The 26,244-nt window shown below is 40.9% G+C and carries 22 protein-coding genes and 2 pseudogenes; 15 read left to right on the top strand and 9 right to left on the bottom strand.

What is annotated here, in order from left to right; all coding sequences use genetic code 11:
• Nucleotides 1-127: 127 nt before the first annotated feature.
• The 4 genes from cydD to infA all read left to right on the top strand — a co-directional run bounded on the left by cydD (nt 128) and on the right by infA (nt 4,722).
• A complete protein-coding gene (gene cydD, locus C5469_RS05120; protein WP_166303248.1) occupies nt 128-1,897 on the top strand; it encodes a heme ABC transporter permease/ATP-binding protein CydD in 1,770 nt (589 codons plus the stop codon).
• A gap of 2 nt (nt 1,898-1,899) precedes the next feature.
• Nucleotides 1,900-3,651: a heme ABC transporter ATP-binding protein/permease CydC gene (gene cydC / locus C5469_RS05115; RefSeq protein ID WP_166303243.1), complete on the top strand. Its 1,752-nt coding sequence runs from the start codon at nt 1,900-1,902 to the stop codon at nt 3,649-3,651.
• A gap of 6 nt (nt 3,652-3,657) precedes the next feature.
• Nucleotides 3,658-4,347: a leucyl/phenylalanyl-tRNA--protein transferase gene (aat, locus tag C5469_RS05110; RefSeq protein WP_166303240.1), complete on the top strand. Its 690-nt coding sequence runs from the start codon at nt 3,658-3,660 to the stop codon at nt 4,345-4,347.
• A gap of 156 nt (nt 4,348-4,503) precedes the next feature.
• Nucleotides 4,504-4,722, top strand: a complete 219-nt coding sequence (gene infA / locus C5469_RS05105; RefSeq protein ID WP_002211347.1) for a translation initiation factor IF-1 — start codon at nt 4,504-4,506, stop codon at nt 4,720-4,722.
• 71 nt (nt 4,723-4,793) lie between these two features.
• On the opposite strand, the gene clpA is transcribed toward infA, so the two are convergent.
• Both clpA and clpS read right to left on the bottom strand, forming a co-directional pair.
• Nucleotides 4,794-7,070 carry an ATP-dependent Clp protease ATP-binding subunit ClpA gene (gene clpA, locus C5469_RS05100; RefSeq protein WP_166303237.1) on the bottom strand — a complete coding sequence of 759 codons (2,277 nt, stop codon included), beginning with the start codon at nt 7,068-7,070 and terminating at the stop codon, nt 4,794-4,796.
• Nucleotides 7,071-7,101: 31 nt separating this feature from the next.
• Complete coding sequence (gene clpS / locus C5469_RS05095; protein WP_166303234.1) at nt 7,102-7,422, bottom strand: ATP-dependent Clp protease adapter ClpS; 321 nt, start codon at nt 7,420-7,422, stop codon at nt 7,102-7,104.
• A gap of 343 nt (nt 7,423-7,765) precedes the next feature.
• Between clpS and cspD the strand changes: the two genes are divergently transcribed.
• Nucleotides 7,766-7,993: a cold shock-like protein CspD gene (gene cspD, locus C5469_RS05090; RefSeq protein ID WP_166303231.1), complete on the top strand. Its 228-nt coding sequence runs from the start codon at nt 7,766-7,768 to the stop codon at nt 7,991-7,993.
• Between the two features lie 74 nt (nt 7,994-8,067).
• Here the strand turns inward: cspD and macB are convergent, their stop codons facing one another.
• Both macB and macA read right to left on the bottom strand, forming a co-directional pair.
• Entirely contained in the window at nt 8,068-10,011 is a 1,944-nt protein-coding gene (macB, locus tag C5469_RS05085) for a macrolide ABC transporter ATP-binding protein/permease MacB (RefSeq protein WP_166303228.1), read from the bottom strand.
• On the bottom strand, nt 10,011-11,123 hold the full coding sequence (gene macA / locus C5469_RS05080; RefSeq protein WP_166303225.1) for a macrolide transporter subunit MacA: 1,113 nt from the start codon (nt 11,121-11,123) through the stop codon (nt 10,011-10,013). Before macA ends, macB begins: the two co-directional genes overlap by 1 nt.
• A gap of 314 nt (nt 11,124-11,437) precedes the next feature.
• On the opposite strand from macA, the gene C5469_RS05075 reads away from it, so the two are divergent.
• The 5 genes from C5469_RS05075 to artM all read left to right on the top strand — a co-directional run bounded on the left by C5469_RS05075 (nt 11,438) and on the right by artM (nt 15,536).
• Nucleotides 11,438-12,337 carry a LysO family transporter gene (locus C5469_RS05075; protein ID WP_166303222.1) on the top strand — a complete coding sequence of 300 codons (900 nt, stop codon included), beginning with the start codon at nt 11,438-11,440 and terminating at the stop codon, nt 12,335-12,337.
• Nucleotides 12,338-12,640: 303 nt separating this feature from the next.
• On the top strand, nt 12,641-13,369 hold the full coding sequence (gene artP / locus C5469_RS05070; RefSeq protein ID WP_166303219.1) for an arginine ABC transporter ATP-binding protein ArtP: 729 nt from the start codon (nt 12,641-12,643) through the stop codon (nt 13,367-13,369).
• 19 nt (nt 13,370-13,388) lie between these two features.
• Nucleotides 13,389-14,123, top strand: a complete 735-nt coding sequence (artJ, locus tag C5469_RS05065) for an arginine ABC transporter substrate-binding protein (RefSeq protein WP_166303216.1) — start codon at nt 13,389-13,391, stop codon at nt 14,121-14,123.
• Nucleotides 14,124-14,136: 13 nt separating this feature from the next.
• The gene (gene artQ / locus C5469_RS05060; RefSeq protein WP_166303213.1) at nt 14,137-14,868 is read left to right on the top strand and encodes an arginine ABC transporter permease ArtQ; all 732 of its coding nucleotides are present in this window, start codon (nt 14,137-14,139) and stop codon (nt 14,866-14,868) included.
• Complete coding sequence (gene artM, locus C5469_RS05055; protein WP_166303210.1) at nt 14,868-15,536, top strand: arginine ABC transporter permease ArtM; 669 nt, start codon at nt 14,868-14,870, stop codon at nt 15,534-15,536. Before artQ ends, artM begins: the two co-directional genes overlap by 1 nt.
• Before the next feature lie 62 nt (nt 15,537-15,598).
• On the opposite strand, the gene rlmC is transcribed toward artM, so the two are convergent.
• The 3 genes and pseudogenes from rlmC to C5469_RS23490 form a co-directional block, all read right to left on the bottom strand.
• Nucleotides 15,599-16,732, bottom strand: a complete 1,134-nt coding sequence (rlmC, locus tag C5469_RS05050) for a 23S rRNA (uracil(747)-C(5))-methyltransferase RlmC (RefSeq protein ID WP_166303207.1) — start codon at nt 16,730-16,732, stop codon at nt 15,599-15,601.
• A 24-nt stretch (nt 16,733-16,756) separates the two neighbouring features.
• Nucleotides 16,757-17,269 carry a type III secretion system chaperone family protein gene (locus C5469_RS05045; protein WP_054480139.1) on the bottom strand — a complete coding sequence of 171 codons (513 nt, stop codon included), beginning with the start codon at nt 17,267-17,269 and terminating at the stop codon, nt 16,757-16,759.
• 179 nt (nt 17,270-17,448) lie between these two features.
• Nucleotides 17,449-17,623 (bottom strand): annotated as a pseudogene (locus tag C5469_RS23490) (DUF1418 family protein).
• A gap of 228 nt (nt 17,624-17,851) precedes the next feature.
• On the opposite strand from C5469_RS23490, the gene C5469_RS05035 reads away from it, so the two are divergent.
• The 5 genes from C5469_RS05035 (at nt 17,852) to C5469_RS05015 (ending at nt 23,999) form a co-directional block, all read left to right on the top strand.
• Complete coding sequence (locus C5469_RS05035; protein WP_166303205.1) at nt 17,852-18,112, top strand: GrxA family glutaredoxin; 261 nt, start codon at nt 17,852-17,854, stop codon at nt 18,110-18,112.
• Nucleotides 18,113-18,658: 546 nt separating this feature from the next.
• On the top strand, nt 18,659-19,267 hold the full coding sequence (gene ybjG, locus C5469_RS05030; RefSeq protein WP_166303202.1) for an undecaprenyl-diphosphate phosphatase: 609 nt from the start codon (nt 18,659-18,661) through the stop codon (nt 19,265-19,267).
• Nucleotides 19,268-20,231: 964 nt separating this feature from the next.
• Nucleotides 20,232-21,530: an HAAAP family serine/threonine permease gene (locus tag C5469_RS05025; RefSeq protein ID WP_166303199.1), complete on the top strand. Its 1,299-nt coding sequence runs from the start codon at nt 20,232-20,234 to the stop codon at nt 21,528-21,530.
• A gap of 806 nt (nt 21,531-22,336) precedes the next feature.
• Nucleotides 22,337-22,654 carry a Cro/Cl family transcriptional regulator gene (locus C5469_RS05020; RefSeq protein ID WP_242689400.1) on the top strand — a complete coding sequence of 106 codons (318 nt, stop codon included), beginning with the start codon at nt 22,337-22,339 and terminating at the stop codon, nt 22,652-22,654.
• Between the two features lie 1,006 nt (nt 22,655-23,660).
• Nucleotides 23,661-23,999: a hypothetical protein gene (locus tag C5469_RS05015; RefSeq protein WP_166303192.1), complete on the top strand. Its 339-nt coding sequence runs from the start codon at nt 23,661-23,663 to the stop codon at nt 23,997-23,999.
• Nucleotides 24,000-24,626: 627 nt separating this feature from the next.
• Here C5469_RS05015 and C5469_RS05010 read toward each other — a convergent pair.
• Together C5469_RS05010 and C5469_RS05005 are read right to left on the bottom strand one after the other, a co-directional pair.
• Nucleotides 24,627-24,824, bottom strand: a pseudogene (locus tag C5469_RS05010) (RNA-guided endonuclease InsQ/TnpB family protein); the annotation flags it as partial.
• A 63-nt stretch (nt 24,825-24,887) separates the two neighbouring features.
• Nucleotides 24,888-26,090, bottom strand: coding sequence for a serine hydrolase (locus C5469_RS05005; protein ID WP_166303189.1), 1,203 nt, complete (start codon nt 26,088-26,090; stop codon nt 24,888-24,890).
• Nucleotides 26,091-26,244: the final 154 nt, after the last annotated feature.

Below are 26,244 nucleotides of genomic sequence, written 5' to 3'. Positions count from 1 at the left end.
TTCTTTTTCTTTCAAGGTGCTATTTCGGTAGCGCCTTTTAACATGTAACATATCGGCAGGGTGCTGACACCAGTCCAGCCTCTTTAGTACATCGTTATCATCACCCGCTAAATCAGAAGTTTTTCCTATGGATAAAACAAGACAGTATGAATTGATTCGCTGGCTAAAGCAGCAAAGTGCTCCAGCCCAGCGCTGGCTCCGCCTGTCCATGCTATTTGGCTTAATCAGTGGATTGTTGATCATCACCCAAGCTTGGTTACTGGCCTCAATCCTGCAAGCTTTAATCATGGATAATATTCCCCGCGAACACATCACAGATAAATTTCTGATGTTGGCAGCGACTTTTGCTCTACGGGCAATAATCAGTGCTATCCGGGAACGAATTGGTTTTATTTGTGGCAAAATCGTGCGCCAGAAAATCCGCGCTATGGTATTAGATAAGCTTGAACAACTTGGCCCGGTATGGGTTAAAGGCAAACCAGCAGGTAGCTGGGCAACCATTATTCTTGAGCAGATTGAAGATATGCAAGATTATTACTCCCGCTATCTGCCTCAGATGTATCTTGCCGTGATGATCCCTATTCTTATCCTGATTACCTTATTTCCGATTAATTGGGCTGCCGGGCTGATTTTGTTCGCGACCGCCCCACTTATTCCTCTGTTTATGGCATTGGTGGGTTTAGGTGCAGCGGATGCTAACCGACGCAATTTTGTTGCTTTAGGGCGGTTGAGTGGTAATTTCCTTGATCGTCTGCGCGGATTGGAAACACTGCGCCTGTTTTATCGTGGTAAAGCAGAAATACAACAGATCAGCGAATCCACTGATAACTTCCGCCGCAGAACAATGGAAGTTCTGCGGATGGCGTTTCTCTCTTCCGCTGTGCTGGAATTCTTCACGGCTATTTCCATTGCCGTCGTCGCTGTCTATTTTGGTTTTTCCTATCTTGGTGAACTTAATTTTGGCAGTTACGGTATGGGAATCACTCTATTTGCGGGTTTTTTAGTGTTGATCCTCGCGCCAGAGTTTTTCCAGCCACTACGTGATCTTGGTACTTATTATCACGCTAAAGCACAAGCCATTGGAGCAGCCGAATCATTAGTGACGTTGTTAAGCAGTGATGGTGAGCAAGCCCCCTCCGGTGGCGGTAAAACGCTAACCACCCAAAATTCAGTGACGATAATCGCTAATAATCTGGAAATTCTGGCTCATAATGGCAGTCTGCTCGCCGGCCCGTTAAATTTTACTATAGAGAAAAATCAACGAGTTGCATTAGTTGGCCAAAGCGGTGCGGGCAAAAGCTCCCTCTTGAATTTATTGTTAGGGTTTTTACCCTATCGTGGCTCAGTCCAAATCAATGGCACCGAACTGCGAGAATTAGAGCCACAAAAATGGCGAGATCAACTGAGTTGGGTTGGGCAAAACCCACATCTACCTGAACAGACTTTGCTTGATAATATTCGGCTTAACCAGCCTGATGCTAATCAACAACAAATCGATCAGGTTATGGAACGGGCATATGTCACCGAATTTGTTAATGATTTTCCTAATGGGCTGAATACCATTATCGGTGATAATGCAGCACGGTTGTCCGTTGGTCAGGCTCAGCGTATCGCTGTCGCCCGTGCCTTATTAAAACCTTGCCAGTTATTATTACTGGATGAGCCTGCCGCTAGTCTGGATGCTCGTAGTGAGCAACGGGTGATGGAAACACTGAATCAAGCATCTCATCATCAGACAACTCTATTAGTGACTCACCAACTGGAAGAAACGCTGGAATATGATCAGATCTGGGTCATGGAAAAGGGATTAATCATTGAACAAGGAGATTACCAGACGCTAAGTCAATCAGGGGAAGTATTCACCCGTCTGTTATCCCATCGGAATAAGGAGCTTTAATTATGCAGGTATTGCTTCCATTTCTGGCGCTCTATCGCCGCCATTGGTTTCTTATCAGTCTGGGAATGGTATTAGCTACGGTGACTATACTCGCCAGCATAGGCTTGCTGACGCTCTCTGGTTGGTTCCTTGCAGGCACAGCATTGGCAGGTTTTACCGGAATCTATACATTCAACTATATGCTACCGGCTGCGGGTGTCCGTGGCTCTGCCATTCTGCGTACTGCCGGGCGTTATGCTGAACGGTTGGTCAGCCATGATGCAACATTCCGTGTACTGGCTCATTTGCGAGTATTTGCATTTCAGAAAATTTTACCCCTTTCTCCGGGAGGCATTGCCCGTTTTCGCCAAGGTGAATTACTAAATCGGTTGGTTGCTGATGTTGAAACACTGGATCATCTCTATTTACGGGTCATTTCACCGATATTTGCCGCCTTTGTCATTATCATCATACTGACTTTCGGCCTTGGTTTTCTGGATCTCACGCTGGCTTATACTCTCGGCGGTATTATGCTGGCTCTGCTGCTCCTGTTACCCTTTGTATTCTATAACGCAGGTAAACCCATTGGCCGCGATTTAACTATTCTGCGTGGTCAGTACCGTACTCAACTCACTGCGGCATTACAGGGACAAGCCGAATTAATGGTATTCGGTGCTCTTGACCGCTTCCGCAAGTCGATGGCGGATATTGAGTCCCGTTGGTTAAAGCGTCAGCAACAGCAAGCTAATCTAACAGGCTTGTCACAAGCAATCATGATTTTTGCTACCGGGATGACTGTCACGTTGATCCTATGGATGGCAGCTAATAGTGTCGGTGATAACCACCAGCCAGGAGCATTGATTGCGTTGTTTGTTTTCTGCTCTCTTGCAGCTTTTGAAGCCCTGGGTCCTGTCACTGCCGCATTCCAGCATCTGGGACAAGTTATTACCTCGGCAACCCGCGTTTCCCAATTGATGCAACAACAACCGGAAATCATTTTCCCCTCATCAGGGCCAAAAAGCTCAGAGCAGGTCAGTATTGACATTGAGAATCTTAGTTTCACTTATCCCGGTCAGGCATTACCGGTCTTGAAAAACATTTCTCTCTCCTTGCAAGCAGGAGAGCACATCGCTCTGTTAGGAAAGACAGGTTGTGGTAAATCGACTTTGTTACAGTTACTAACACGCGCATGGAATAGTGATGCAGGTACTATCTGTCTGAACCAGCATCCTGTTTCTATTTATGACGAACCCACTCTGCGCAGTATGATGTCAGTCGTTTCACAACGCGTTCATGTATTCAGCCATACTTTACGTGAAAATTTATTACTGGCAAAACCCAATGCAACCGATAATGAATTGGAAACTGTGCTGAAACAGGTAGGTTTAAGCAATTTGCTGGAAACAGATGAAGGGCTGAACTGCTGGATGGGCGAAGGCGGTCGTCAGTTATCAGGCGGTGAACAACGCCGTCTGGGAATTGCCAGAGCGTTATTGCACTCAGCACCACTGATGCTATTAGATGAACCCACTGAAGGGCTTGATGCAGACACTGAACAGCAAATTCTGTCCCTGCTGCACCAACACTGTCAGCATAAGACATTGATTATTGTTACTCACCGTCTGTACGGGCTTAACCATATGAACCGTATTTACGTTATGGACGGAGGCGCAATTGTTGAACAAGGACAGCATGATGAGTTATTGGCTCAACAAGGCCACTATTATCAGTTTTATCAGCGACAATATCGTATTGGTTCTGAGTCGGAGCTGTAACACACAATGCCAATAATTCAACTGGATCATTCATATGATTTTCCTCTGCCGAAAGAGGCATTGACGGAACCCAATGGCCTGCTAGCAGTAGGCGGAGATTTATCTGCTGGACGATTGAATGCGGCTTACCATGAAGGAATTTTCCCTTGGTTTTTACCAAGTGAAGTGCCGCTTTGGTGGTCTCCTGATCCACGTGCGGTAATCATTCCGGGAGAATTACATACTGGCCGGACATTACGTCGGTTTCTGCGAAATCACCCATACCGTATTACGGTAAATCATGCTTTTGAGCAGGTGATCTACTCCTGCGCGCAACGGCAGGAAGGAACCTGGATAGGCAGGGATGTTAGGCAAGGTTATCAGGCATTACATCAGACAGGACAGGCACATTCAGTAGAAGTCTGGCACGGTGAGCGACTTGTTGGTGGCCTGTACGGTGTCAGCGTTGGTACACTATTTTGCGGTGAGTCTATGTTCAGCAAAATGGAGAATGCATCCAAATGCGCGCTTATTGCTTTCTATCACCATTTCCTGCGACACGATGGTGAACTAATTGATTGCCAGGTTCTGAATCATCACACCGCGTCATTGGGAGCGAAAGAAATCTCTAGGGAAAATTTCATTCAGTATCTTTATCAATTTAGAAATCGACCATTAAAACCAGGCTGCTGGTTGCAACAAGTGCTGGATTTATAATCAATATTTTAGCCACTTATGTTGATTATGGCGGGAATATCGTGGTGAACCGTTTGCAAAATAGCGGTTTAAAATACAACATTCCTTTACATAATGAGGGTTTTTCGGCATTATCTTGCCCGTTAAAAACGATGGTTGTTAAACTTAGAGGATTAGATGGCCAAAGAAGACAATATTGAAATGCAAGGTACAGTGCTAGACACGCTACCAAACACTATGTTCCGCGTTGAATTAGAAAACGGGCACGTAGTCACTGCTCACATTTCAGGTAAAATGCGTAAAAATTACATCCGCATCCTGACAGGCGACAAGGTTACAGTTGAGCTGACCCCATATGACCTGAGCAAAGGCCGTATCGTCTTCCGTAGCCGCTGATTCATTACCGTTTTTAGGTATTACACCACAGGCAATAGCAGTTTTATATTTGCCTGTGGTGCAATCCTATATCAGTGCACTACATCTTCTGGTTTCTGCTTATAAGCATTACTGAAATCATAAGTCAGCACTCGTTTTGCCTTATCCAGACCAATACTAACCGAACCGCCGTGCACTAATGAGCCAAACAGCAATTCATTTGCCAGCGGTTTCTTCAAACTATCCTGAATAACCCGAGCCATTGGACGAGCTCCCATCGCTTTATCATATCCTTTATCACACAACCATTGACGGGCATCTGCACTGACCTCCAGTGAAACGCCTTTTTCATCCAATTGTGCTTGCAGTGCAACAATAAATTTATCTACTACCTGCTGAATAACCTCAATAGAAAGCGTATTAAACCAGATGATGCCATCAAGGCGGTTACGGAATTCTGGCGTAAATACCTTCTTGATCTCTTCCATTGCATCAGAACTGTTATCCTGCTGCTTAAATCCAATGGATGTGCGCTGAGTTTCACGTACACCAGCGTTCGTTGTCATGACTAAAATAACATTGCGGAAATCCGCTTTACGGCCGTTGTTATCGGTCAGGGTACCGTTATCCATGACCTGTAATAACAGATTGAATACATCGGGATGCGCTTTTTCAATCTCATCGAGCAACAATACTGAATGAGGATGTTTAATCACAGCATCTGTCAATAATCCGCCCTGATCAAAACCAACATATCCCGGTGGTGCACCAATCAGACGGCTTACGGTATGACGCTCCATATATTCCGACATATCAAAGCGCAATAATTTAATATTCAGCACCCTGGCAAGTTGGACGGTGACCTCTGTTTTACCAACACCTGTCGGGCCTGCAAGTAGAAAAGAACCTACTGGTTTATTATCCTGCCCTAATCCTGCACGACTCATTTTAATGGCTTCAGTCAATGCCGCAATCGCGGTGTCCTGACCAAACACCAACATTTTCAACCGATCATCCAGCGTCTTCAGAACATCCTTATCACTGGCAGAAACGGTTTTCTCAGGAATACGAGCAATACGCGCGACAACAGATTCAATATCCGACACATTGATCGTTTTCTTACGACGGCTGACCGGCACCAAACGAGTACGCGCTCCTGCCTCATCAATAACATCTATGGCTTTATCCGGTAAGTGACGGTCAGTAATGTATTTCACTGACAAATCAACCGCAGCACGAATAGCTTTCGTGGTATAACGCACATCATGGTGCGCCTCATATTTGGTCCGCAACCCTTTAATAATCTGTACTGTCTCTTCTGGTGAAGGCTCCACAATATCAATCTTCTGAAAACGACGAGCCAGCGCCCGATCTTTTTCAAAAATATTACTGAACTCATGATAGGTCGTGGAACCAATCACCCTGATTCGACCGCTGGATAACAGTGGCTTAATCAGATTGGCCGCATCTACTTGCCCCCCTGACGCCGCACCCGCACCAATAATGGTATGGATTTCATCTATGAATAGAATACTTTTTCTATCCTGCTCAAGGGTTTTTAACAGAGATTTGAAGCGCTTCTCAAAATCACCACGATATTTAGTCCCTGCCAGCAATGAACCTATATCCAGTGAATAAATCGTACAATCCGCCATCACTTCCGGCACATCTTTTTGCACAATCCGCCATGCTAACCCTTCAGCAATAGCTGTCTTACCAACCCCCGATTCACCCACCAACAATGGGTTATTTTTCCGGCGACGGCACAATACCTGAATCGTTCTCTCTAACTCGTCCTGGCGACCAATCAATGGATCAATCTGCCCTTTCTGAGCGAGTTGATTAAGATTAGCGGTAAAATTCTCCAGACGATCTTCACCTGCCGGCGGTTCTTCCGCAGCCTGCGCACCTGTTCCTTGATGATCCGATTCAGTGTCTTCTTTCTGAGCCCCATGAGAAATGAAATTAACCACATCCAAGCGACTTACATCATGTTTACGCAGCAAATAAGCCGCCTGAGACTCCTGCTCGCTGAAAATAGCCACAAGTACATTGGCACCGGACACTTCGGAACGCCCAGAAGACTGAACATGAAATACCGCACGTTGAAGAACACGCTGAAAACTCAATGTTGGCTGAGTCTCCCGTTCATCATTTTCAGGCAATAATGGTGTGGTTTGTGAAATGAAATTCTCCAGTTCCTGGCGCAATTGAACCAGATCGACCTTGCAAGCTTCCAATGCTTCACGCGCTGATGAATTGCTTAACAACGCCAGCAACAGGTGCTCCACGGTCATAAACTCATGTCTGTTATCCCGCGCTTTAGCAAAAGCAATATTAAGACTAAGTTCAAGCTCTTGGTTGAGCATAAGCACCTCCCCCTAAAATCAGTATGACTGGTTAGATTTTTTCCAGCGTACAAAGTAATGGATGCTGATGCTCCCTGGCATACATATTTACTTGAGCCGCTTTCGTTTCTGCCACCTCAGCAGTATAAACCCCACAAACAGCCTTTCCCTGATAATGGACATCCAACATTAATTGCGTTGCCCGTTCAATATCATAAGAAAAGAACTTTCGTAATACGTCAACTACAAACTCCATCGGAGTGTAATCATCATTGTTAAGAATGGCCTGATACATTGACGGCGGCTGCAATTTTTGCTGTCGTTCATCCTTAACTGATTCCTTACTTTTCAAACTATTATGATAATCGTTCATTATTTTCCCAACAGGATTAATCTCTAATACCAGCCACTGCCAGCAAATAAATTATGTTCCCATTTATCTTATCATTATCTGGTTAACTCCTTTTACCACAGACTATTCCCCTATGAAAATTCGGTATAAAAGTGAATGAACGAAACTCATATCGTTATCTATATCAAACTTTAGTCATTCAAAACAACCAGACATTTGTTCTGTGCTTGACGAGAATTTGATTTTTACTACAGTATGTTTTGTGAACAAACACAGATAATGTAACTGTTTACATGTGATTGTTTACGACTGTTATATTAATGACTCATCTCAACCGAAATTATTAAACGAGGGATGTCGAAGTATGGAGACAGGTACTGTTAAGTGGTTCAATAATGCTAAGGGCTTTGGGTTTATTTGTCCTGCAAGCGGCGGAGAAGATATCTTCGCTCATTACTCAACCATTCAGATGGACGGTTACAGGACGCTGAAAGCAGGCCAGAAGGTGAATTTCAGCGTTCACCAAGGCCCAAAGGGAAATCATGCCAGCATTATTGTTCCCCTTGAAAACGAACCCAAAGGCTATAAATAACTTAGCCTATGAGTTATAACCAGGTATTACCTTACACGCCGCAGACAATTGCCTGCGGCGTAACATTTTTTCACTTATTCTCTTGCCAGAGCTTCTATTGGATCAAGGCGAGCAGCATTACGGGCGGGCAGAAACCCAAATATCACCCCAATCGCGGTAGAACAGGCGAAAGCACTAAGTAAGGCAATGGGCTGGAAGACAAAACGCCAACCAGGTAGCGCTAATTGAGCAATAAATGCAATCGTATAGGAAAGTGCAATTCCTAAAACACCGCCAACCAGACAAACCAAAATAGCTTCTATCAGAAATTGCTGCATGACATCACTGGTCCTGGCCCCTACTGCCATACGGATACCGATCTCTCTCGTGCGTTCTGTCACCGAAACCAACATAATATTCATAACACCAATCCCGCCAACGATCAGTGAAATTACTGCCACCATTGTCAAGAATAGTTGTAAGGTGCGGGTGGTTTTTTCCACTGTTTTTATCAGCATATCCGTGTTGTAGGTGAAAATATCCTTTTTTCCATGGCGTAGAGTCAGCAATTGAACAATCTTCTGTTCCGCATCTTTGGAGTTATGACCATCCTTTATTCTCACGGTAATAGAATCCAGGTAATTGCGGTTCATCAAGCGACTGGTCATTGTGCTGTAAGGCAACCAGACATGTAATGAACTATCACCGCCAAATGCAGATTTTCTTTCAGCTATCACCCCTACAATAGTAGCGGGCATATTACCCATCAAGATGACTTCTCCAATCACATTTTTTTGGTGAGGAAATAACTTACGCTGGGTATTTTTATCAATAACCACAACTTGTCCCTGACGGCGTACCATATCCGATGTGAAACTCATTCCCTGAGCAAAACGCAGAGCATAAACCTGAAAATATTCATCACCAATCCCCGATACTCTCGCCGCAACATCAATGTTTCCTTTACGCAGACGCATTCCCCCCTCAATCACAGGTGAAACCGCCAAAATATAGGGCTGCACTTTAATAGCGTCGACATCTGCTATTTTCAGCGCTTGCTTACTGACCGGATCGTCACTACCAAAATCTTCTCCCGGATAAACACTAATGGTATTCGTTGCAATCTCTTTAATATCGGATAACACCAATGCCTTGGCCGCATCTCCGATGACCAAAATAGTCACCACAGATGCGATACCAATAATAATCCCCAACATGGTCAACAAAGTTCGCATCTTGTTAGCAACCATCGCCCGCCATGCCATCAATAAAGCCTCGTTAAACCGCCCAAAGATTTGGCGGATTGATGATATTTTTGATGTTACTGACGGGACCTCAGTTACTTTTTTACACAGCTGCGGACCAGAGTCGCTCATAATAAGACCATCTTTTATCTCAATAACCCTCTGTGCCTGAGCCGCAATTTTCGGATCATGAGTGACAATAATGACGGTATGCCCCTGTTCACACAGTTGTTTGAGAATTGCCATCACCTCTTCACCGGAATGGCTATCCAACGCCCCTGTTGGCTCATCAGCTAAAATAACCTGACCACCATTCATTAATGCTCTGGCAATACTGACTCTCTGCTGCTGTCCCCCAGAGAGCTGCCCTGGCCGATAGTTGATTCTCTCTTCTAGCCCTAGACGACTAAGCAATGCTATCGCTCTCTGCCTACGCTCTGTTTTAACCGCTCCCGCATAAACGGCAGGAATCTCTACATTCTGTTCTGCGGTTAAATGGGTCAGCAAATGATAGCGCTGAAAAATGAATCCAAAATGTTCCCGTCTCAGTGCCGCTAGTTCATCATTATTCAGTTCAGCAATATTCTGTCCTGCTACCCGGTATTCGCCATAACTGGGTTTATCAAGGCAACCAAGAATATTCATCAGTGTCGATTTACCTGATCCCGAAGCGCCGATAATTGCCACCATCTCACCGGCATAAATAGATAAAGTAACATTATCAAGTACTTTTACCTGTTCCTCGCCAGCAGGATAGCTGCGTGCTATGCCTTTTAGCTCAAGTAACGCATTCATTACTCATCCCCTGCTTCACCGCGGCCAGTAATCACCTGCTCATTTTCTTTCAGGCCGGATAAAATCTGTACATCTACATCATTGCGTACACCAATGTTTACTTCCTTTTTCTCTTCTTTACCCCCATTCAAAACATCCACTTCATAACGGGTTGATGTAATTTGCCTACCCAAAGCAGAAAGCGGGATCATTAAAATGCCATGATAGGAATCCAGCTGAATTTTCACTTGAGCAGTCATTTGCAAACGCAAAAGTTGCTCAGGATTAGCCACTTCAAAGCGGGCATAAAAGAAAATTGCATCATTAATCTTTTCTGGCGTCGGCAAAACATCTTTCAACACTCCTGGAAAATTTTTATCTGGTGCGCCTAATACAGTAAATGAGGCTTTCTGACCCGGTTTCAGGTAAATCACATCTGCCTCTGATACTTCCGCTTTTACCAACATCGTTCCCAGATCAGCTAGTGTCAGAATAGTAGGCGCTTCCTGTGCCGCGATTACCGTTTGCCCTTGAAGTGTTTTGATATTGACAACAATGCCATCCATCGGGGCAGTAATACGAGTGTATTGCAAATTAGTTTGGGCAGTATCAAGGCTGGCTTGATTTTTACTTATTTGCGCCAGCAACGTTTCTACCTTCGCTCTTTTCACTTCAACATCTGTTTTAGCTTGGTCCAATTCCTGATGAGATACCGCCTGCACTTTTGCCAAGTTGTTCTGACGCTGTAATGTCAACTGTGCCAGTTTCAACTGCGCCTTGGCCTCCATCAAATTAGCATTTAGTTCTTTGATCGTCGCTTCAACTTCTTTCACTTGGTTTTGGGCAGGTTTGGGATCGATCAACGCCAGTAACTGGCCTTTTGTCACCTTATCTCCCTCTTCAACATACAAGTTCTGCAACTGTCCGCTAACTTGTGCTCCAACATCCACTTTTCTGACCGCATCCAGTTTACCTGTTGCTAATACATTTTTTTGCAAATCGCCTTTAATGACGGATACAGTCTGATATTTAACCGTTTCTGGCCTATGCAGAAAATACGCCAAAACCAATGCAATAACTGCCACAATAACTAACAACACCATCCATCGACGTTTCGAAAGAATAAAATTCATTTAAATATCATCACTTTAATCATTGGACAAAAGGAATGGCAAAAAACAATGTTTCCTGCAATACCACGAAAAACAGAAATTTCCACTCATCCCAGATAGATGCAACTCCGTTTGAGTTTTATACCCACTGAAAGTTATTAATAACACACCAACATTAAGAATAAAAAATTCTTTGAGCAACAACCTGCTTCTCTCTACCCTGACTATTCTCTTAGTGTAAAAAAATTGTTATATTTATTTTTGTGGTTTTTCAGGTTAATTTTCGCACTAAACTTGGATAAAAAGACGTTAACTGTTTTATAAGGATGTTAATTATGTATTCTGGGCTGTTGATCATTCTTTTACCGTTAACGCTTGGTTATTTTTTCCGTTCGAATAATCAAACACTGCTAAATGCTGTTCATCGCCTCCTCAATGCAATGGTATACGTTATTTTGTTTTTAATGGGGGTAAGCCTTGCTTTGCTAGAAGATTTAGGCCGTAACCTCTTCTCTATTTTTCAGTATGCAACTGTATTCTTCTTGTGTATTTTTGCCGCCAATATGCTGGCATTATTCCTTCTTGAAAAACGAGATCCATGGATTGCCGGTCCGCACAAACAGGAAAAGCCCCCTGCCCGTTTACATATGGTTTTTGAATCACTGAAATTATGTGGCGTTCTGATTTTAGGTTTCCTACTTGGACTAACCGGCTGGTCGTGGCTGCATTTCGCCAGTCGTGCCAGTGAAATTGCTCTGGTTATTTTGCTGTTACTGGTAGGTATTCAATTACGTAACAGCGGTATGAACCTGAAACAAATATTGCTGAACCGCCGAGGTATGATTATTGCGATTATTGTCGCGATCAGTGCGCTTGCTGGTGGTGCAATTGCAGCATTTATCCTTGGACTGCCAGTGAAAACAGGTTTAGCACTTGCTTCCGGTTATGGCTGGTATTCCCTCTCTGGTATCTTGCTTTCTGATGCTTATGGACCAGTAATCGGCAGTGCCGCATTCTTTAACGACCTGGCACGTGAACTGGCAGCGATTATGCTAATTCCAGCCTTGGTCAATCGATACCGCTCAAGCGCAGTAGGATTAAGTGGCGCGACTTCTATGGATTTCACCCTACCAGTATTACAACGGTGTGGTGGTGTTAGTATCGTTCCAGCAGCTATTGTTCACGGTTTTGTATTGAGCTTACTGGCTCCTTTACTGATAGCATTCTTTACTTAACCAGAATTTCAGCCACAATAATATTTGATGTCATAAATTACGATTTGGGGACTTGATCGCCATCGGTAGGAAGCAATAATTATTCATCTTAATTGCTTATCAATTGGCGTCTTACTCAATCTCCTCAGTATGAAATCAGCATAAATAAGCTCTTGTTAAAGAATAGTGTCAATAGCGAATAGAACCAGTTAATCAGATATGTAATTGAAATATCAATTAGTCATATTATCTGTATAAAATATTGCATAATTATGCCAACGGGTTTAGCATCACACTAAATCACTGACTATTCAGAAATAAAGCATGAGTATTCAATTAAAAAGCATTGATTGCTATTACGGTGCGCATCAAGCACTGTTTGACGTTAATCTTGAGTGTTCTTCAGGGGAAACCGTGGTTTTGCTGGGACCGAGTGGCGCGGGTAAAAGCACCTTATTGCGAGTATTAAACTTGCTGGAAATACCGCGTTCCGGTCAATTGAATATCGCTAATCATCAATTCGACTTTGAACAACCACCGGGACCAAAAGAGATTCGTTCTCTACGTCAGAATGTAGGTATGGTTTTTCAGCAATATAACTTGTGGCCACACCTGACTGTTATGAATAATCTAATCGAAGCGCCTTGCCGTGTGCTCGGTTTATCCAAACAACAGGCGCGGGCAAAAGCAGATAAGATACTTTCCCGCTTGCGCTTAAATGATTTTGCTGACCGCTTCCCACAACATTTATCCGGAGGGCAACAACAACGGGTCGCTATTGCCCGAGCATTGATGATGGAACCCCAGGTTTTGTTATTTGATGAACCCACTGCCGCACTAGATCCGGAAATTACAGCACAGGTTGTGAACATTATTCATGAACTGTCCGAAACAGGTATCACACAGATTATCGTTACTCACGAAGTGGAAATTGCCCGTAAAGCCGCAAACCGTGTCGTATATATGGAAAATGGCCGCATTATAGAACAAGGTGATACCCGTCATTTTACTCAACCACAAACCAAAGCCTTTGCTAATTATCTGTCACACTAACTATTAATAGGATATAGCGATGAAAAAATTACTTTTTGCCACCCTCTTCGGTACAGTGACTTTATCTGCAACCGCCACGGAAAAAGAGACCATTCGTTTTGCTACGGAAGCGACTTATCCCCCGTTTGAGTTCATTGATGCAAACAACAAAATACAAGGTTTTGACATAGATCTGGCAAATGCCCTCTGTACGAAAATTAATGCGGCATGCACTTTCACTAACCAATCATTTGATAGTCTAATTCCAAGCCTGAAATTTCGTCGTTTTGATGCTTTAGCGGCAGGTATAGACATCACACCTGAGCGTCAAAAGCAGGTTGATTTTACTGATACTTACTACGACAACTCAGCGACATTCATTGCAGTTAAAGGCAAAATTTCCAGTATCGCGGACTTGAAAGGAAAACAAGTGGGTATCCAGAACGGTACAACTCACCAGAAATACTTGATGGAACAACGGCAAGAAATTAAAACCGTTCCCTATGACAGCTATCAGAATGCCATTCTGGATCTGAAAAGCGGTCGCCTAGATGCTGTCTTTGGTGACACTGCCGTTGTAAACGAGTGGCTGAAAAAGAATGAAAACTTAGGTACAGTGGGTAATAAAGTCACTGATCCAAATTACTTTGGCATCGGCTTAGGCTTTGCGGTTCGCAAAGGTAACAAAGAGCTACAGGATAAGCTGAACAAAGCATTAACTGACATCAAACAAGATGGCACTTATGACATCATCTATAAAAAATGGTTTGAATAATAACTGAATCTCAATGAATGAATTTCAATCTAATGAATTTCAATCTTTAGTCAGCGCCGCCGGTATCACCGTCGGCCTTGCCATTTCTGCATTAGTGCTTGGTCTGATTCTGGCAATGATCTTTGCTGCCTGGGAATCAGCTCGCTGGAAACCCTTTGCCATGCTTGGCACCTGCTGGGTTACGCTGTTCAGAGGATTACCGGAAATTTTGGTTGTGCTGTTCGTCTACTTCGGTGCATCACAATTCCTGATGATGTTGGCTGATGGCTTTGATGTCTATCTTATTTTCTGGCATCCCAGAATTCAGATAGATATTCAAGATTTTTATGTCAGCCCATTCCTCTGTGGTGTTATTGCACTTTCCCTGCTCTATTCAGCTTATGCATCCCAGACACTGAGAGGTGCGATAAAAGCAATTCCTATCGGCCAATGGGAAGCCGGTCTCGCATTGGGTCTTGGTCGCGCTGAAATATTTTTCCGCCTGATAATGCCCCAAATGTGGCGACATGCTCTACCCGGGCTTAGCAATCAGTGGTTAGTTTTGCTGAAAGATACTGCGTTGGTATCGCTTATCAGCGTCAATGATCTGATGTTGCAAACCAAAAGTATTGCAACACGTACTCAAGAACCCTTTACCTGGTATATGATTGTGGCGCTTATCTATCTGGCTATCACCCTGATCAGTCAATTGATTCTGAAGAAAATTGAGATGCATACCACTCGCTTTGATCGGAGTGCTTCCTGATGCTTGAATATATTCAACAAATTTTACCAGGGCTGCAAATCAGCCTGAGTTTAACTATTGCAGCTCTTTTTGTCGCTTTCACTCTATCCGTGCTGTTCACTATGGTTCTGACCATGAAATTGCCAGTACTGACACAACTGGTAAAAATCTACATTACTCTATTTACCGGCACTCCTTTGCTAGTGCAATTCTTTCTGGTTTATTACGGCCCAGGGCAATTTCCATCCATAAAAGCGTATCCGTTATTTTGGCAGCTGCTGTCTGAACCTTGGTTCTGTGCAATGGTAACGCTAGCGCTTAACAGTGCAGCCTATTCTACTCAGCTATTTTACGGTGCAGTAAAAGCAATCCCTGCCGGTCAGTGGCACTCCTGCCAAGCGTTGGGAATGTCTAAAGCACAATCTATGCAGATCCTGCTGCCATATGCCTTCAAACGAGCGTTGTCTTCCTATTCCAACGAAGTCGTATTAATTTTCAAAAGTACTTCTCTTGCCAGCACAATTACTTTATTGGAAGTAATGGGATACAGCCAGCTTTTGTTTGGCCGTAATTATGATGCAATGGCTTTTGTTGCCGCTGGTGTGATTTACCTGTGTGTTAACGGTATCTTGACCTTACTAATGAGGATGATTGAGCGCCGTGCACTGGCTTTTGAGCACCGAAATTAAATGTTTGGCTATCACGGGATGGAGCATTTCTACCGCCTCATCCCTTTCTTCACAATACAAAATCAGCAACGATTTAATACCAATAACGTTAAAACTTCATAGTGCTCAGTATGAGGGAACATATCAAACAACTGTATCTTTTCTACACGATAATTAGCTAACGCAGCGATATCTTTCGCCATCGTCTGAGCATTGCAGCTTGAATAAAGAATATAGCCAGGTGCCATTTTGCTGAGATAATCACATAGCTCTTTACCAATTCCCCGACGAGGTGGATTTACCAGAACCAGCTCCGGAATCTGATCTTTTGCTACCGCAAAATGTGTTGAATCCAAAGCCTGAAACTCGATATTTTCCAAACCCAGTGTTTTGGCCGAATCACGAGCACAATCAATCGCTTCAGGACTGATTTCTATTCCAGTTAAACGGGTGTTTTTATCTGCACAATGAAGCCCAAAGCCACCAACGCCACAAAACAGATCCCACATGCTGTTAATTTTTAGCTCACGGACCCAACGCCCTGCTGTCGCATATAATTCAGAAGCAATTTTTGGGTTAGTCTGGAAAAAACTATGTGGCCGAATGTAAAGAGGAATACCATTAAATTCTTCTTTTAGTACTTTTTCCTCAGTAAAAAGGATCTCCTTTTCACCTTCCAAAATCGCCATATGGATTGGCTGAATATTAGCAGAGATAACCGTAAGCTGTGGCAACTGCGCTCTCAATTGGGGCAAAGCACGTTCCAATTGAACAATTTTTGTTTCAGAACGCAGTACAAAACGCAGCATCATTTCACCACTATTACGGCTTTCTGTCAGCAACAGATATTTCAGTTCACCCCGTTTACGGGCAACGTTATACGGCGTCAACCCAGCACTGGCAATGAAAGATTTAACAACATCGAATACACGCTGAAAATACGGTGGATAAAGGGGGCAGTTGCACAGATCAACTGCGATACCATCACGATGTAACATTCCCAGCAATGGACGCTCTACGCTGCCACTGACGACCATTTTAGCTTTATTGCGAAAGGTACTTTGTTCACTGGCAATCGGAGACAACCATTGACCAACGGTAGTTTGGGCCAATAATTGTTTTAAATTCTGCTGTTTATCTTCTAACTGCTGAGAATAGGTTTTCTCAAGCCACTGACAGGAGTGACAATGCCCCGAAGAATACTGTGCACATTGCATTATTGAATAACCGCGTTTGGAATATTAGTGCAGAGTAAAAGTGGGTTCTTTAGCCGAAACCTGTGACTCTTCGTCCTCTTCAATGTCACCTTCAACTTCGATATCACGACTAACATACAACAGATTATTACTGTGAATTTCAAAAACCACACCCGCAATTTGCTCTTCGCTTTGTTGTAAGAAATGAGAAAACTGGGAAAAGGTGAGTCCGGCTGAAACCAAGAAAGACTGGCATACTACCAATTTCGGTAAGTTTTCATCCTGAATATCAAGAAAAGCCTTAATAGTCAGCGAACTTGCGTTGATCTGGCTTAGGTTAGCCATCAGAGGAATAATTGCTGTTGGCTTAACCTCAGCCAAAGCAGAGAACAAGATGACGTTATCGAGCAAATCAATTTTAGCATCGAATAAACCATCAATATTCTGCATATGAGGTAGATGCAATGCCTGGCACGAATCACACTCAAAGTAGGAAATTTTGAGCTGATCCAACCACTCACGCAACACTGGTAAGTCAGGAATGACAAGTGAACCCATCTAACAACCCCATACAACGGAAAATGAAAAAGCGCTATAGCTTACGAAATAATTCTTTATCGCGCTATCACCAATAACTGATAAATTATTTTTCTTTACCGTTATCGATACCTTTCGACTTATTTTTACTCTCTTTTTTTAGGATCGATTCCCAGAAAAAAGAGGCCATACACTGCGCGTCAAATGATATTGACCGCAGCAGGAATCAGACAACCAACACCTGCAAAAATCATAACAATATGCGCTTCTGGAGTCATTAGTAGATCTGTTAAGGACAATATCATTCATAGTCAAATATGCCAGGAACAACCAGTCAATGCCAATGATCTCCAGCAGGATAACCTGTTTTGACATATCTGCCAACGAACTCATACTACCCGGTCGCATTCTTCATTACATTCTCACTGACAATTTTAATGCGGTATTATACTACCGTAAATCTATTGCTAAAATCGGTATGATTAATTAAAACAAAAGGCAATTCCTGCTTTTTTTTACAGATCTATGCAGGCATAGTAGCTATCAATGAACATGAGCAACACATCAATTAAGATTCTTTTTATATAACCAAAAGGAGTTTATATGTTTACTGTGATTTTCGGCCGTCCTGGCTGCCCGTATTGTGTCCGCGCGCAAGAGCTAGCTGAAAGACTGAAAGAACAACGTGATGATTTTGATTTCAATTATGTTGATATTCACGCAGAAGGTATCACTAAGGCTGATCTAGAAAAAACTGTTGGTAAACCAGTAGAAACTGTCCCACAGATTTTCGTTGATGAAAAACATATTGGTGGCTGCACAGATTTCGAAGCATACGTAAAAGAGCACCATTTGTTACAATAATCGAACTTCACACTTTACTTTGTCGCTGTAAAAACAGCCATTGATTATTGATAACAGCTGACTCGGCCTCGTCTGATTTGCACAAAAAATGTTATTTTCATCAAACTGAAAAAAATCTGTATTTTTTTCTTATCACGAAGAACTTTCTTGCCAAATCGTAGTCTGAGTTAATGCCACTGCTTTTCTTTGATATCCCCATATTGAGGAACCCGATAGTTCATCCATTTTGGTTTAAGACTATCGGGTTTTTTTATTGCCTGAAGAATCTGACTTTCGCAAACGCATAACCCATTTCTCAGATGATCCAAACTCTTAAGCATCAGTAATATTATGCAGCCAATTTGGATATATTTCTATATATATCAATATATTGTCCGTTTTTTTTACTATCACCACCCAACATTTTTCCGGTGTAAATATAAACAAAAAATAAATAATACCAAATAATTATGACAATTATTCTTTACTCATACTTCTTCCAACTTTAATCTTTTACGCCCAATTGTCGTTATGTACACAAGTAACTGACTGTATGTGAGGCCCGATTTGTTAGAGCAAATAAACCATAATCTATTTACTTTTTTCAATGCCACGCCTGAATCATCACCTTTGATGATTGCAATGGCGATTTTCATTGCGAAATATCTGGCTCTAATTTTTCCTCTGATATTGGCAGGTTTTTGGTTATGGGGTTCAGAACGTGCCCTTCCCCATCACCGGGTTATCGTCAGTAAAACCACCATTTCTTTTTGTTTTGCTATGCTAACCTCATTCTGTATTGGTTTATTCTGCCCTCACGACCGCCCTTTCGCAGAAGGCTTTGGTTATAACTTTCTTCTTCACGCTCCAACAACCTCATTCCCAAGTAATCACGGCACAGCTGTCTTCACGTTCGCTCTATCTTTTCTACTCTGGTATAGGGCTTGGCCAAGCTTGTGTATGATGGCAATCGCGTTGGCTGTCGCATGGTCCAGAGTCTATTTAGGTGTCCACTGGCCGATGGATATGGTTGGAGCATTTCTCGTCAGTCTGATGGCATGCGCTTTCACACAAATGATATGGTTCTTATTTGGTGAAAATTTACAAAAAATATTGAATAATCTGTATCAACGCTGCTGCGCTTTTCCTATCCGTAAAGGCTGGATAAAAAATTAATGCATACTACCAACTTGAGCTCACTAACATGCTAATATTGACGCATAATTGTATTTTTAATCAGCAACACAGATGCAAATTAATTATTCCAGACGAGTAAACTCTACTTCAATCAAGATCTTTTTATCAGAAGTCATTGGTTAATTTTACCCTCAAAAATGAACACTAGTTAAACAATAGAATAATATTCTGGACCATATTTAACATTTATCTATTCTTAAAATCCAATTCAAAGCTTCTCATCAGTCAAGAAAACTACACTAAACCACTATGTAAATAGATATACAACGGCAGGAATTATTAATATTTGATCGAAGAATACATAGCTCATATCTCACTCATATCATTGACGCTACCAATCTATTATTCTGGCTTTATATATATTTTTCACAAAGATACAAATATAGCATAAGATGTAAATATTTTTATATCCAGTAACAAATTGATATTTATCAATTTATTAACTCTAACTTCTATTTTTCATTTCCATTCATTAATATGTAAACAAAAGACAATGAAATAACAAAAACATAAGAGAATAATGAGAGTTGAGTAATGGTTCAATTCAGGTTATAATTTGACCTTATTAAAATTGCAATATTTAGGCAACAATTACACTAAATATCGTAACATAATGACTTTACGGGATTTATCTGGCATTTGAGACTATGATCACGGTACTATTCACTAAAAATCGCTATCTTGCTGCTATCAAAAATCTGGAATTAAAATTTCCAGACTTTCTTTCAAAAAAGAAAGTAAAGCGAAAATTTTGGCTTGCTAATTTAAAGTCTAATTTTCGACCAATATGTTAATGTGGTAATAAAAACGTTTAAATAAAAACCAGAGATATTTAAAGAATTTATTATTTATACAGAAAGAGTTAAACCACATGCATTTACTGAATGCTTGCGGTACTGTAATTTTATTTTTTTAATTTACCGCGTTATTCTCGGAGATAATTATGGATATGACTCAAACAGGTACGATCGCATCCAAGGCTGTCAGCCCAAGCGATTATAAAACCTGGCGTAAATCAGATACAGTATGGATGCTTGGTTTATATGGTACTGCGATTGGTGCCGGTGTACTGTTCTTACCAATCAACGCAGGTATTGGTGGCTTGCTACCTCTGCTGGTGATGGCACTACTGGCTTTCCCAATGACATTCTTTGCTCACCGTGGGATGTGCCGTTTCGTTTTGTCCGGTAAAAATCCAGGTGAAGATATTACTGAAGTAGTAGAAGAGCACTTTGGCAGCCTGGCAGGTAAACTCATCACCCTGCTCTACTTCTTCGCCATCTACCCGATACTACTGGTTTACAGTGTTGCTATTACCAACACCGTAGATAGCTTTATTGTTCACCAATTACATTTGCCATCTCCGCCTCGTGCCCTATTAGCTCTGATCCTAATTGTTGGTGTAATGGCCATCGTTCGTTTCGGCGAACAAGCTATCGTTAAGGCGATGAGCGTACTGGTATTCCCATTTGTTGCGGTTCTGATGTTACTGGCGTTTTATCTGATCCCTAACTGGAACACCGCAATCTTCGAAAACATCACTATTTCTGCAACAGGTGCAGGCCATGGGCTATTGATTACTCTGTGGCTGGCGATCCCAGTAATGGTATTCTCCTTTAACCACTCGCCAATCATCTCTGCATTTGCTGTGGCAAAACGTGAAGAGTACGGCGAAAATGCAGAGAAAAAATGTTCCCGCATTCTATCGTATGCTCACATCATGATGGTTGTGACCGTCATGTTCTTCGTATTCAGTTGCGTACTGAGTCTGTCTCCAGAAAACCTGGCAGAAGCTAAAGCACAAAACATCTCTATTCTGTCTTATTTGGCTAATCACTTTAATACACCGGTGATTGCCTACATTGCTCCGTTCATTGCATTCATAGCGATTACCAAATCTTTCCTTGGGCATTATCTGGGTGCTCGTGAAGGCTTTAACGGTATGGTGGTTAAGACACTACGTGACCAAGGTAAAACCATTGAACCGAATAAACTGAATCGCATCACATCCATTTTCATGTTAGTCACTACTTGGATAGTCGCAACTCTGAACCCAAGTATCCTGGAAATGATCGAAAGATTGGGCGGTCCAATTATCGCAATGCTGCTGTTCATCATGCCAATGTATGCAATCCGTAAAGTTCCTGCTATGCGCAAATATAGCGGCAAACTAAGCAATACTTTTGTTGCCTTCATGGGCTTAGTTGCTATCTCTGCTGTTCTTTACTCACTATTTGCATAATCAATTCCTGGTTGCTGCTCTCTTCAGCGGGCAGCAACCGCATAATTACATGGAACCGCTTCACAGCTTACCCCCGCATGATCCCACAAAGTATTTACACTTCCTGATTAATATTATTCTTATTCTCAGATATATATTCCTGATGTGTTAAATGAACATTTCTGTTATTAACAACATTAATTAATATGCATATCTCTCCGACATAGTTGATGCTTATATTAAAATAATCACTAACAACTCTATTTTATATTCTAATAAGTTATTTAAAGAATAGAAAAACAATTATCATAGAAAGGTCTTTTTTATAAGAAAAGATACATAACAACTCATTCATATTGATAATTATATAAATTTTAAGAAAATAAAAAATATTATTTTACACAGTTAAAAATGCAATTTCATTTTAATTATCACACTAATCATTCCAATATAAATATATTATCAAAAATACCTTAATTCCATCTAATTATAAAAAATGTAATAAATTACAACTACTTCACATTTACAGTTTATTTTCTTTTTGGGAAATATAATTATATTTATCAATTAATTAAATTATTTTCTTAAATTTAATTGACAACATCCAAATGGCACCTATAGTTATATGTGTCAGACAAAATGTTATATGCCAATTAAAAATGCCAACTGTCCTATATTTTTAGTGCAAAAAATATTTCTTATGCAGATTGCTTTTATAGTAGAAGTACCAACCATCTTATATTTCTCAAGCTAGTGGTTTTCCGTTCTTTTCTTGAGAGAATATAAGCTTATTTATCAATAAATTAAAATATATTATGGAGTTTATTATGATGATTAACGATATGCACCCTTCTTTAGTAAAAGATAAAGATATGATGAATGATATGCTCTTACGTAGCTGTAAAGTCATTAGCATGAAAGTTATGCCTGATAATGTCATGCAAGTCATGGTGACTGTATTACTGCTTGATGGCGGCTCTGAAGAGATGCTTTTAAAATGGAATCTTATGGACAATAGAGGCATGGCTATTTATAAGATTCTGATGGAAGCTCTTTGTGCTAAGAAAGATGTAAAAATAGGAACCGTAGGAAAAGTAGGACCTCTCGATCGTGATTATATCAATTACGTAGAATTATCTATGTAAAATAATCATCCGTTGTTAAATGTCTGTGCCAAATAATAGATTCCTAATAAAAACTTAATCTGATTTTAAGCGATTTGATTGGTCGTAAAATACAGTACGGTTGTAAACAGGAATTAGGCGCAACATTTTTCTGGTAGAATAAAGCTGATTGTCATAAAGATGTATCCTACCAGATTTAGGGCAGAACATAATCTCAACGTTCTGCCCGTCAATATTCTATTCAATGTTATTTAAAAATAGAAACCTATAAAAATAACAAAAGGAAATTTATAAATTAATTTACCTAACTATATATTTAATCAATATCCCCCTCATATACCACCTGGGAATTAATTTTCATCAAAAGATAATTATTCATCCAAAATTGTCTATAACATAACACATACTATCAATTCAATTTTCAAAAATAAGATGAAATAATATTCCCATTTTATACATCGTTAATATTTCACAATGAAAGAATAACTTTAATGATCTATTAAAGAATCAAGTTGTTTTATTTGATATTATTATCTATGTAACGTACCATAACTATTAATCACCAAATTTATAATTATATAAGTACCTAATTTACTAATATTTGAACAAAATATCCTCTAAGAAATAGAAATGAAGAAGAAAAAAGAAAATAATTTCTCACGTACTACGAGTGCACTCCAACCCCTATACGACATTCAACTCTATAATTTATTAACAATAATGCCCTGAAATAATAACGCTCATGGGAATTAATTATTAATTTCCCCATTCAGATAATCAGCAACAAATATCAACGTTATTTTTTAATCACCGCCATGCATTTATTATCACATATCTAACCATTTAGAGGAAATATATTATTGACAACATTTTAACAGCATCAATAATTATATAACACAGATAAACTTTTAATATAGATTACAATTACCAATTATCTTATATTTCTTCGGCGGACAACTTATTGCTTCGCATCTTTAAGTAATAAAAATTTATTTTTTCAACTACATTAAATTATAGGATTAATACAATGAACTATGCACATCCTTCTTCAAACAACGAAGTAGCAACAGAAACTAAAACCGAAACTACTCAGGCTCCTAATTACTATTTCGCAGTCGGTACAGTAAGTTCAGTTCAAGCTGCACCTGATCAAAACCAATTGCAGATTACTGTTACTATGCAATTCCCTAACGGCAAATTTAACTACCTCTTATGGTGGAATGCTCAGGACTACAGAGGTGCAGCGCTGTATCAGCTTCTTCTGAACGCTTGCAGTAGCAACAAACGTGTAAATATAACTTCTTCATCAGTAGTCTCTCCTGGTGGATACAATTATATCTACAACGCAACACTGTTGGCTTCTTAAGATAAATCTATAAACTGCTAAATATCTACACCGAATACAGTATTGTTACAATATAAATTTGGCGTAGCATTTCCTTGGTAGAATGAGGCTGACGTTTATTCAAAGCTAAAAGACAACCTCTATCAGACACCACTCTTTCCAGGCAGAGCTGCAATATCAGGGTTCTGCCTGTTTTGACAGAATTTTTTCGAATTCAATATCATAAATAAAAAAACAAAAATCAGCCTAAACACATTCATTTATTACACATTTAATAACTTAACAACAATATATTGTAATAATTAAATCAATTCCTAATTAAACATTACCTATAAAATGTTAAAATCAAATTAAACTCATTTCCTTGACAGATATCAATAACACTTACTCCTATTTTTAATGTTCAAAAAATATCTACTTTCTCCCACTCATCACTCTTTATACCCAATAGATTTCAGGTTGCAGCGCGTCGGCAAGTGAACGCATCCCCTGGAGCATAGATAACGATGTGACTGGGGTAAGTGAAAGCAGCCAACAAAGCAGCAACTTGAAAGATGAAGGGTATATAATAATAGGTGATTAAATGTCAGAAGAAAGCCAACGCATTAAAAATCCAACTTCAGGCTATGCAACAGATCATTTCTAATGACGGCGCATTTCATACCAGCCCTGCTCCAGTATCGAACAGTTTAAACCTGATTTCGCCCTGTCGCTGCGTCCGGGTTGATCAACCGTACCCGTAGCTAACTTTGACAGTTTTTTCACCTGCAAATCCTCAATGACAATCATGACATGGTTTTTGCTGATTGTCGTTGTAGTTTTGTGAAGGTAGTCTTTGCGGAGCGAGCACGGCAAAAATGCCGCGCTCCAAACCAGGAATCTTACCTTTCCACATAAAATTACGTTAAATCAACCAAAAATTGCATTAAACCAACTGCCAACTTTCATGACGATAAAATCCCAGATACGACTGAAAAAACCGCCTTCTTCAACCGTTTCTTTAACGACCAATGGCTGTTGTTCAATAACTTTATCCCCTAATTGAAAATTAATCACACCCACAACCTGATTTTTAGCCAAAGGTGCTTCTAATAGCGTCTGATTCAACGTGTAACTGGCCTTCAAGTTTTTCAGTTGACCTCGGGGAATGGTGATTGCCGCATCTTTTTCCACCCCAAGAGCAACATCTGAACGATCACCATACCAGACCTTTTCTGAAACAAATGGCTCACTGACTTTAATTGGTGTCACCGTTTCATAAAAACGGAATCCCCATGAAAGTAACTTTTCGCTCTCTGCGAAACGAACCCGATCACTTGGTGCCCCCAGTACAACAGAAATCAGCCTCATTGGTCCCTCCGTCGCTGAAGCAACCAGATTATGGCCCGCACCACTGGTATATCCTGTTTTCACACCATCCACATTTATATTTTTATTCCATAGCAATCGATTACGATTAGGCTGTTGGATTTTATTAAAAGTGAACTCTTTCTCTTTATGAAGAACGTACTCGTCAGGAACATCACGGATCATTGCCTGGCTTAATACCGCCATATCACGAGCAGTACTGAATTGCCCTTCAGCATCCAATCCATGAACTGTTTGAAAATGGGTATTAGTCAATCCAAGTGCTTTTGCATAATTATTCATCAGGCTGACAAACACATCCTGACTACCTGCCACATAATCAGCTAAAGCAATACTGGCGTCATTACCCGACTGAATAACAATGCCACGATTCAGGTCGATCACTTTTACCCGATCACCAGGCTTAAGAAACATCAGAGAAGAACCTTTCAATACCGGATTACCCGTTGCCCAGGCATCCTTTCCCACAGTAACCACGTCTTCTGGCGTGATTTTTCCTGCTTTTATCGCCTGACCAACCACATAGCTGGTCATAATTTTTGTCAGACTCGCTGGATCAAGCCGTTCATCAGGATTAGCTGAGGCCAGAATTTTACCGCTATCGTAATCCATCAACACATAAGCTTTGGCGTCCACCGAAGGAACAACCGGTTCATCCGATGCATAAACGTGAGTACTTGCTACTAATATCACTGTCAGCGCCGCAGTAACACATTTCATCGTCATAGTCAGATTTTTCTTCATTAACGTTCCTCCCTTTTACTTGCAATAACAATGTCAAATTTCTATTAATATATGATGTTGTACGATAAGAAACCAACTTAACAGTGTAAAGGTTGTTCTTATCATTGGTTTTAATTTAAGCTGATGAGAAATGGTAGATAGCAATAAATAACTT

The sequence above is a fragment of the Photorhabdus cinerea genome, from assembly GCF_011189575.1.
Taxonomy (GTDB): domain Bacteria; phylum Pseudomonadota; class Gammaproteobacteria; order Enterobacterales; family Enterobacteriaceae; genus Photorhabdus; species Photorhabdus cinerea.
This window is presented reverse-complemented; position numbering and strand designations above follow the sequence as displayed.

Bases quoted from the DNA above. Each gene is read 5' to 3' on its own strand.
- cydD (WP_166303248.1), top strand. From the start codon at position 128: ATGGATAAAACAAGACAGTATGAATTGATTCGCTGGCTAAAGCAGCAA.
- cydC (WP_166303243.1), top strand. From the start codon at position 1,900: ATGCAGGTATTGCTTCCATTTCTGGCGCTCTATCGCCGCCATTGGTTT.
- aat (WP_166303240.1), top strand. From the start codon at position 3,658: ATGCCAATAATTCAACTGGATCATTCATATGATTTTCCTCTGCCGAAA.
- infA (WP_002211347.1), top strand. From the start codon at position 4,504: ATGGCCAAAGAAGACAATATTGAAATGCAAGGTACAGTGCTAGACACG.
- clpA (WP_166303237.1), bottom strand. From the start codon at position 7,070: ATGCTCAACCAAGAGCTTGAACTTAGTCTTAATATTGCTTTTGCTAAA.
- clpS (WP_166303234.1), bottom strand. From the start codon at position 7,422: ATGAACGATTATCATAATAGTTTGAAAAGTAAGGAATCAGTTAAGGAT.
- cspD (WP_166303231.1), top strand. From the start codon at position 7,766: ATGGAGACAGGTACTGTTAAGTGGTTCAATAATGCTAAGGGCTTTGGG.
- macB (WP_166303228.1), bottom strand. From the start codon at position 10,011: ATGAATGCGTTACTTGAGCTAAAAGGCATAGCACGCAGCTATCCTGCT.
- macA (WP_166303225.1), bottom strand. From the start codon at position 11,123: ATGAATTTTATTCTTTCGAAACGTCGATGGATGGTGTTGTTAGTTATT.
- C5469_RS05075 (WP_166303222.1), top strand. From the start codon at position 11,438: ATGTATTCTGGGCTGTTGATCATTCTTTTACCGTTAACGCTTGGTTAT.
- artP (WP_166303219.1), top strand. From the start codon at position 12,641: ATGAGTATTCAATTAAAAAGCATTGATTGCTATTACGGTGCGCATCAA.
- artJ (WP_166303216.1), top strand. From the start codon at position 13,389: ATGAAAAAATTACTTTTTGCCACCCTCTTCGGTACAGTGACTTTATCT.
- artQ (WP_166303213.1), top strand. From the start codon at position 14,137: ATGAATGAATTTCAATCTAATGAATTTCAATCTTTAGTCAGCGCCGCC.
- artM (WP_166303210.1), top strand. From the start codon at position 14,868: ATGCTTGAATATATTCAACAAATTTTACCAGGGCTGCAAATCAGCCTG.
- rlmC (WP_166303207.1), bottom strand. From the start codon at position 16,732: ATGCAATGTGCACAGTATTCTTCGGGGCATTGTCACTCCTGTCAGTGG.
- C5469_RS05045 (WP_054480139.1), bottom strand. From the start codon at position 17,269: ATGGGTTCACTTGTCATTCCTGACTTACCAGTGTTGCGTGAGTGGTTG.
- C5469_RS05035 (WP_166303205.1), top strand. From the start codon at position 17,852: ATGTTTACTGTGATTTTCGGCCGTCCTGGCTGCCCGTATTGTGTCCGC.
- C5469_RS05025 (WP_166303199.1), top strand. From the start codon at position 20,232: ATGGATATGACTCAAACAGGTACGATCGCATCCAAGGCTGTCAGCCCA.
- C5469_RS05020 (WP_242689400.1), top strand. From the start codon at position 22,337: ATGATGATTAACGATATGCACCCTTCTTTAGTAAAAGATAAAGATATG.
- C5469_RS05015 (WP_166303192.1), top strand. From the start codon at position 23,661: ATGAACTATGCACATCCTTCTTCAAACAACGAAGTAGCAACAGAAACT.
- C5469_RS05005 (WP_166303189.1), bottom strand. From the start codon at position 26,090: ATGAAGAAAAATCTGACTATGACGATGAAATGTGTTACTGCGGCGCTG.